Genomic DNA, 6798 nt, shown 5'->3' with positions numbered 1-6798 from the left:
CACCATCGCCTCCGCGACGGCCTTCCTCTACGCAGCCGCCGCCATGGTTCTTATCCGCCGCATCGCGCGAGCGTCATGAGTTCCGGGACGGACTCTTAGGGCTAGCCGTCACGAGGGGAAGGGGAGAGGGAACCATGTCGACCAGCCGCCGCTCATTCCTGACCGGCCTCGCCGCCGCCGGCAGCTTCGCCATTGCCTCACCCGCCGTGCTCGGCCAGGCCAAGCCGCGTGTCGTGGTGATCGGCGGCGGAGCCGCCGGCGCGACCGCTGCGCGGTACATCGTCAAGGACTCGAACGGCGCCATCGCCGTGACGCTGGTCGAGGAGAACGAAGTTTACCAGACCTGCTTCCACTCCAACCTCTTCATCGGCGGCTTCAAGAGCTATGACGAGATCAGCCATCGCTACGACACGCTGAGGAAGACCCACGGCATCACACTGGCCCGCGCCCGCGCCACGCAGATCGACCGCGACAAGAAGGAGGTTGTGCTCTCGAGCGGCGATCGCCTGCCCTATGACCGCCTCGTCGTTTCGCCCGGCATCGACCTGAAATACGATTCCGTCCCCGGCTGGTCGAAGGAGGTCGAGGAGGCCATGCCGCATGGCTGGAAGCCCGGCCGGCAGACGCAATTGATCAGGCAGAAGCTCGACGCGGTGCCAAATGGCGGCACGATCGTGATGATCGCCCCGCCCAATCCTTATCGCTGCCCGCCCGGCCCCTATGAGCGGGCCTCGATGTTCGCCCATGTGCTCAAGGCGAGCGGCAAGCACGACTGCAAGATCCTCATCCTCGACCCCAAGGACAGCTTTTCGAAGCAGGCCGTCTTCCAGGAGGGCTGGGAAAAGCACTATGGCGCGATGATCGAATGGCTCGGGCCGAAGGTGCATGACGGCATCAAGTCGGTCGATCCCAAGTCCAATACCGTCGTCACCGGCTTCGAGGCCTACAAGGACTGCGCCTTCGTCAACGTCATCCCGGCGCAGATGGCCGGCGAGATCGCCCGCTCGGCGGGATTGGCGCCCGCGGGCGGCTATTGCACCATCGATCCGGCCTCGATGAAGTCGGCCGTCGATCCCAACATCTTCGTTCTCGGCGACGCCTGCATCGCCGGCGACATGCCGAAATCCGCCTTCGCCGCCAACAGCCAAGCCAAGGTCGCGGCGATGGTCATCCGCGGCGAGCTCGCCGGCGGCCGCACTTTCCCGGCGCGCTACATCAACACCTGCTGGTCGCTGATCGAGACCGACGACACCGTCAAGGTCGGCGGCCGCTACGAGGCCAAGGACGGCAAGATCGCCGCCATCGAGACCTTCGTCTCGCAGCCGCGCGAGAGTGCCGAACTGCGCAGGGAAAATCAGGCCGAGAACATCGGCTGGTACGCCGCGATCACCGCCGACATGTTCGGCTGAAGCCGCTCACTGCGCCCTCGCCTCAAGCGCCGGCGCCAACCCTCCACTCATCAAGGTTTACGCATGAAACTGCCTATCGTCGCCGCTGCCTTCGCTACCGCCTTCCTCACGACAAGCGTCCAGGCGCAGGACGTCGCCGCCGGCGAGCGCTCGTGGAACAAGTGCCGGGCCTGCCACCAGATCGGCGAGGGCGCCAAGAACCTGGTCGGCCCGCAGCTCAACGGCCTGTTCGGCCGGCATACCGGCTCCGTCGAGGGCTACAGCTATTCGACCGCCAACAAGAACGCCAACATCACCTGGGACGAGGCGGTCTTCGCCGACTACATCAAGGATCCCAGGGCCAAGATCCCCGGCACCAAGATGGTCTTCGCCGGCATCAAGAACGAGAAGGAGATCGCGGATCTCACCGCCTTCCTCAAGCAGTTCGACAAGGACGGCAAAAAGATGTGACGGCTCCCGCTCGCGCGAAGCCTCACATCGCGGAACCGGGGAACCGCCCCAGCTTCGCGACGTGCTGGCGAACGAGTTCTTCGCCGAAGCTCGTCGGTCGCATCGCCGGCGAGCGGTCATGGATCGCGATGCCCGCCCGGGCCCCGAAGATGCGCTTGCCGTAGCAGATCAGGCTCTCCAATGACTGCATCATGAAGACGATCACAGGCAAGACGTCGCGATAAATGCGCTCCGCCTCGGCCTCGTCGCCGGCAATGAAGCTGTCATAGGCCCTCGTTGTGAAGTCGATGATCTCGGGCGCCAGGATCATGCCGACGCAGCCGGCGCGCAGGTTCTCGATCAACTCGAGCCCGCCGCGGCCATTCATCACCGGCAAACGGCCTTCGGTCGTCTCGATCAGTTGCCGGATCTCGGTCACCGGCCCCTCGCCCTTCACGAGCCTGATATTGGGATGCTGCGCGACGAGGCTGCTTATGTCCTCGGCCGATAGCCCGCGGCCCATATAAGCCGGCGCATTCTGGATCGCGACGGGCAGGGTCGTGGCATCCGCGACCCGGCCGAAGAAGCGGATGTACTCAGCCGCCGCGAAGCTCCCGACCATGGGCGGCTGCAGGATGACCCAGTCGGCCTTGGCCGCCTCGGCCGCCCTGACCAGCTCGATCTGTTCGGCGACCGAGGTCCCGTAGATGGTGAAGCCGAGCGGCTTGCGTCGACCGACATCCTCCGACGTCCATTCCATCACGGTGCGCCGCTCCGGCACGGTCAGCTTGGAGACCTCCGTCGCAAGACCGAGCGCGGCGATTCCGTGCGCGCCATGCTCCAGGCAGATCTCGACCTGCCTCCGCATCGCCTGCCGGTCGAGCCGCTCCTGCGCATCGAACAGCGCATAGAGGATCGCATGGATGCCAGTGAACGCGGTCTCAGTGGTCATGCCGTGCCTCGCTTCAATGATCAGATGTTAAACATCAGATGAATGCTTGCATGCAAGCCCCGGACATGACAGTTTCCCGCCTCGGGAGGGAAGATGGGTCATGGCGCGGGGCAGCAAGCCAGGAAAGATCGGCACAATGGTCGCGGCGCTCGGCGCTGCCATCGTGCGCGGCGAGATCGCCTCTGGCACCGTGCTGCCGGCCGAGCCGGAACTGGCCGAGCGCTACGGCGCCGGCCGCAGCGTCGTCCGCGAGGCCGTGAAGATCCTCGTCGCCAAGGGCCTGCTCACCGTTCGTCCGCGCCATGGCACGCAAGTTCGGCCCCAGCACGACTGGACGCTGCTCGACCGCGAGGTGCTCGGCTGGATGCGCAGCGAGGACGGGCTCGACCGCGACCTGCTGCTCGCTCTGGAGGAAACGCGCGAGATCATCGAGCCGGAAGCGGCAGCGCTGGCGGCGACCCGCGCCACGCCTGACGACCTCGCCCGCATCCGCGCGGCGCTGGCTGAAATGGAAACCAGCCAGGACGATCCGCAGGCCGCCATCGCCGCCGACAAGCGCTTCCATCTCGCCATCCTCGACGCCACCAACAACCCGATCCTGCGCAGCTTCCGCGGCGCGATCGACACCATTCTGAGCGCGATGTTCGATTTCACCGTCGATGTCTTCGCCGGAAACCTCGCCAACCACGCCGCGGTCGTCGAGGCGATCGCCGCCGGCGAGCCAGAGCGGGCCCGCCAGGCGATGCGCCAAGTGCTCGGCTACACGCGCGGCCACATGCTTTCCAACCCCGCTCCGGCGGATGGAGCCAGCCTCAAAACAACAACTGCATCGGGAGAAACGCCATGAAACTCGCAAAAATCCTGCTCGCCGCCGCCCTCGCTGCGGTGTCGCTGCCGGCCTTCGCCGCCTGGCCTGAGCGCCCGATCACGCTGGTCGTGCCCTGGGCCGCCGGCGGCGGCACCGATGCGGTCGCCCGCATCCTCGCGGCCGGGCTGGAGAAGGAACTCGGCAAGCCGGTCAACGTCGTCAACCGCACCGGCGGCGGCGGCGTGGTCGGCCATACCGAGATCGTCAACGCCAAGCCCGACGGCTACACGATCGGCCTTGCCACCGCCGAGGTCACGACCTTCTACTGGTCGAACACAGCGCCCTTCACCTATGAGAAGCTCACCCCGATCGCGCTGGTGAACTTCGACTCCGCCGCCTTCAACGTCGCCGCCAACTCGCCCTGGGCGGACCTGCGCGCCGCGCTCGACGACATCAAGAAGCAGCCAGCCGGCAAGTACAAGCTCTCGGGCATGGGCGCGGGCGCGGCCTATCACCTCGCCTTCGCCGGCCTGTTGCAGCTCGAAGGCATCGATCCCAAGGCGGTCGTCGTGGTGCCGAGCCAGGGCGCGGCCCCCGGCTTCCAGGAGCTGGCTTCGGGCGGCGTCCAGATCGTCCCCTCCTCCCTGCCCGAGGGCAAGGCGATGTTCGATGCCGGCCGCGTCAAGTCGCTGGCGGTGATGTCGAAGGAGAAGATCGGCGCCTTCCCGAGCGTGCCGACGGTCAAGGATGCGATCGGCAAGGACTATGAAGGCGGCACCTGGCGTGGCCTCGCCGCCCCGGCCGGCCTGCCGGCCGATGTCACCGCCCGCCTGGTCGAAGTGACCGAGAAGGTTGCGACCTCCGAGGCCTACAAATCCTTCCTGGCCGAGCGCGGCTTCGGCTACGCCTTCGCAAAGGGTACGACCTTCGGCACCTTCCTCGCCACCCAGCACAAGAACAACGGCGAGATCATGGGCGCGCTCGGCCTGCGCCTGCGCCAGTAGTCGGTCGCTCTTCGCAATGACCGGGGCGCGGCGGCCTACGCCGCGCCCGTTTCCATCGCGCACACCGAGCATGCCATGAAGTTCAACGATCTCTTCGGAGGCCTCGTCTTCCTCGCCCTCGCCGGCCTGGTCGCCTTCGCCTCCTGGACCCTGCCGAACCCATCGCAGCAGCCGCTCGGTCCCTCGGCGTTTCCGCTGATCCTCTCCGGGCTGCTGGCGCTCTGCGCCGCGATCCTCGCCGTCAACGGCGCCCGGGCGACTGAAAGCGGCCCGCTGATCGGCCTCGCCGACTGGGCCCGCAGCGGCGGCGCAATCTTGCGACTGCTGCTCGTTCCGGCAGCAGTCTTCTTCTACATGGTCTTCGCCGAGACGCTCGGCTTCCTGATCTGCGCGACGCTGATCCTCGTCGCCCTGTTCCTGGCTGGCGGCGCGAAGCCGCTGCCGGCGATCGCGCTCTCGCTCGCGGCGGCGCTCGCCATCCACTCGATCTTCTATCTCGGCCTCGGCGTGCAATTGCCCTGGGGACCGCTCGAACCGTTCCGCTGGTAGCCATCATGCTCGACGCCTATGTCACCGCGCTCGGGATGGTGCTCGATCCCTATGTGCTCTTCGTCATCACCGCCTCGGCGATCTACGGCCTCGTCGTCGGCTGCATTCCCGGCCTCTCCGCCACCATGGCGACGGCGCTGCTGGTGCCGCTGACCTTCTTCATGCCGCCGGTGCCGGCGATCGCCGCGATCGTCACCACCTCGACCATGGCGATCTTCTCCGGCGATATCCCGGGCTGCCTGCTGCGTATCCCCGGCACGCCGGCCTCGGCGGCCTATGTCGACGATTCCTACCAGATGACGCTGAAGGGCAAGCCCGAGCTCGCGCTCGGGATCGGCCTCTGGTTCTCGGTGCTCGGCGGCCTGTTCGGCACGGCGGTGATGATGGTGGCCTCGCCGGCCATCGCCGATTTCGCGCTCGGCTTCGGCTCGGTCGAGTTCTTCTGGATCGTCATGCTCGGCCTGGGCGGCGCCGTCTTCATCGGCTCCTCGACGCCGCTGAAGGCCTGCATCTCGCTGCTGATCGGCCTGCTGATCGCAATGATCGGCATCAACAACCCGGCCGGCCAGCCGCGCTTCACCTTCGAGTCCACCGAGATGCTCGGCGGCGTCTCGCTGATCCCGATGATGGTCGGCATGTTCGCCTGCTCGGAGGTGATGCGGCACATGGTCTCCGGCGGCGGCGCCCCGCCGGTGGTCATCCAGAAGATCGGCCCGATCTTCGCCAATATGTGGCGTCTGACCAAGCAGTACCCCTGGCAGCTCATCCGCGGCAGCGCGCTTGGCACGGTCATCGGCATCCAGCCGGGCAGCGGCGCCGACATGGCGGCCTGGATGTCCTATGCGATGAGCAAGCGCTTCTCGAAGGAGCCGGAGAAGTTCGGCACCGGCCATCCCGAGGGGCTGATCGAGGCCGGCGCCTCCAACAATTCCTCGCTCGCCGGCGCCTGGATCCCGGCCCTGGTCTTCGGCATCCCCGGCGACTCGATCACCGCGATCGCCATCGGCGTCTTGATGATGAAGAACATGGCGCCGGGGCCGACGATCTTCGTCAACAACCCCGAGAACGTCTATGCGCTCTTCCTGGTCTTCGTCGTCGCCAACCTGATGATGCTGCCGCTCGGCTGGGCGATCATCAAGGTCGCGACGCGGGTGCTGACCGTGCCGCGCAAGATCCTGATGCCGATCATCCTGCTCTTCGCCATCGTCGGTTCCTACGCGATCAACAACTCGCTCTTCGACGTCGGCGTCATGCTCGCCTTCGGCGTGCTGGCCTTCGTGCTCGAGGAGAACGATTTTCCGGTCGCGCCGGTGATCCTCGGGGTCGTGCTCGGGCCGCTGCTGGAGGAGTATTTCATCAACTCGATGATCAAGTCCGACGGCCGGCTGATCGGCCTGGTCGACCGGCCGATCGCCGCCGTTCTCGCCGCGATCACGATCGGGATCATCGGCTGGACCATCCTCGCCTCGATGCGAGGCCGCCAGGCGCGCACCGAGAACACGGCGGCCTAGCCACCACTCAAACCACGGCGGCAACCGGTTCAGAATCCGTTCTAGAGCATTTCCGTGTTTCTCCAAATCACGGAAATGCTCTAGGCCTTTGTTTTATCGCATTTTCTTCACGCGAACCGATATCCACTTCGCTCGA

The 6798-nt window shown here is 66.3% G+C and carries 7 protein-coding genes; 6 read left to right on the top strand and 1 reads right to left on the bottom strand.

Annotated elements, in window-relative coordinates:
* Positions 1 to 134: 134 nt before the first annotated feature.
* The gene (locus ACFPOB_RS26630; protein WP_377801321.1) at positions 135 to 1409 is read left to right on the top strand and encodes an FCSD flavin-binding domain-containing protein; all 1275 of its coding nucleotides are present in this window, start codon (positions 135 to 137) and stop codon (positions 1407 to 1409) included.
* Between the two features lie 63 nt (positions 1410 to 1472).
* Complete coding sequence (locus ACFPOB_RS26625; RefSeq protein WP_377801320.1) at positions 1473 to 1859, top strand: c-type cytochrome; 387 nt, start codon at positions 1473 to 1475, stop codon at positions 1857 to 1859.
* Positions 1860 to 1881: 22 nt separating this feature from the next.
* Here the strand turns inward: ACFPOB_RS26625 and ACFPOB_RS26620 are convergent, their stop codons facing one another.
* Positions 1882 to 2790: a dihydrodipicolinate synthase family protein gene (locus ACFPOB_RS26620; protein WP_377801319.1), complete on the bottom strand. Its 909-nt coding sequence runs from the start codon at positions 2788 to 2790 to the stop codon at positions 1882 to 1884.
* 100 nt (positions 2791 to 2890) lie between these two features.
* Here ACFPOB_RS26620 and ACFPOB_RS26615 point away from each other — a divergent pair, with 100 nt between their 5' ends.
* From ACFPOB_RS26615 to ACFPOB_RS26600, 4 genes are all read left to right on the top strand, one after another.
* Positions 2891 to 3637, top strand: a complete 747-nt coding sequence (locus ACFPOB_RS26615) for a FadR/GntR family transcriptional regulator (protein WP_377801318.1) — start codon at positions 2891 to 2893, stop codon at positions 3635 to 3637.
* Positions 3634 to 4602, top strand: a complete 969-nt coding sequence (locus ACFPOB_RS26610; protein WP_377801317.1) for a tripartite tricarboxylate transporter substrate binding protein — start codon at positions 3634 to 3636, stop codon at positions 4600 to 4602. The genes ACFPOB_RS26615 and ACFPOB_RS26610 overlap by 4 nt, the downstream gene beginning before the upstream one ends.
* Before the next feature lie 75 nt (positions 4603 to 4677).
* The gene (locus ACFPOB_RS26605) at positions 4678 to 5151 is read left to right on the top strand and encodes a tripartite tricarboxylate transporter TctB family protein (protein WP_377801316.1); all 474 of its coding nucleotides are present in this window, start codon (positions 4678 to 4680) and stop codon (positions 5149 to 5151) included.
* 5 nt (positions 5152 to 5156) lie between these two features.
* Complete coding sequence (locus tag ACFPOB_RS26600; protein WP_377801315.1) at positions 5157 to 6662, top strand: tripartite tricarboxylate transporter permease; 1506 nt, start codon at positions 5157 to 5159, stop codon at positions 6660 to 6662.
* Positions 6663 to 6798 lie beyond the last annotated feature (136 nt).

This window comes from Allobosea eneae (genome assembly GCF_042657265.1).
Taxonomy (GTDB): Bacteria; Pseudomonadota; Alphaproteobacteria; order Rhizobiales; family Beijerinckiaceae; genus Allobosea; species Allobosea eneae.
The sequence above is the reverse complement of the archived record's forward strand: the minus strand, read 5'-3'. Positions and strand labels throughout refer to the sequence as shown.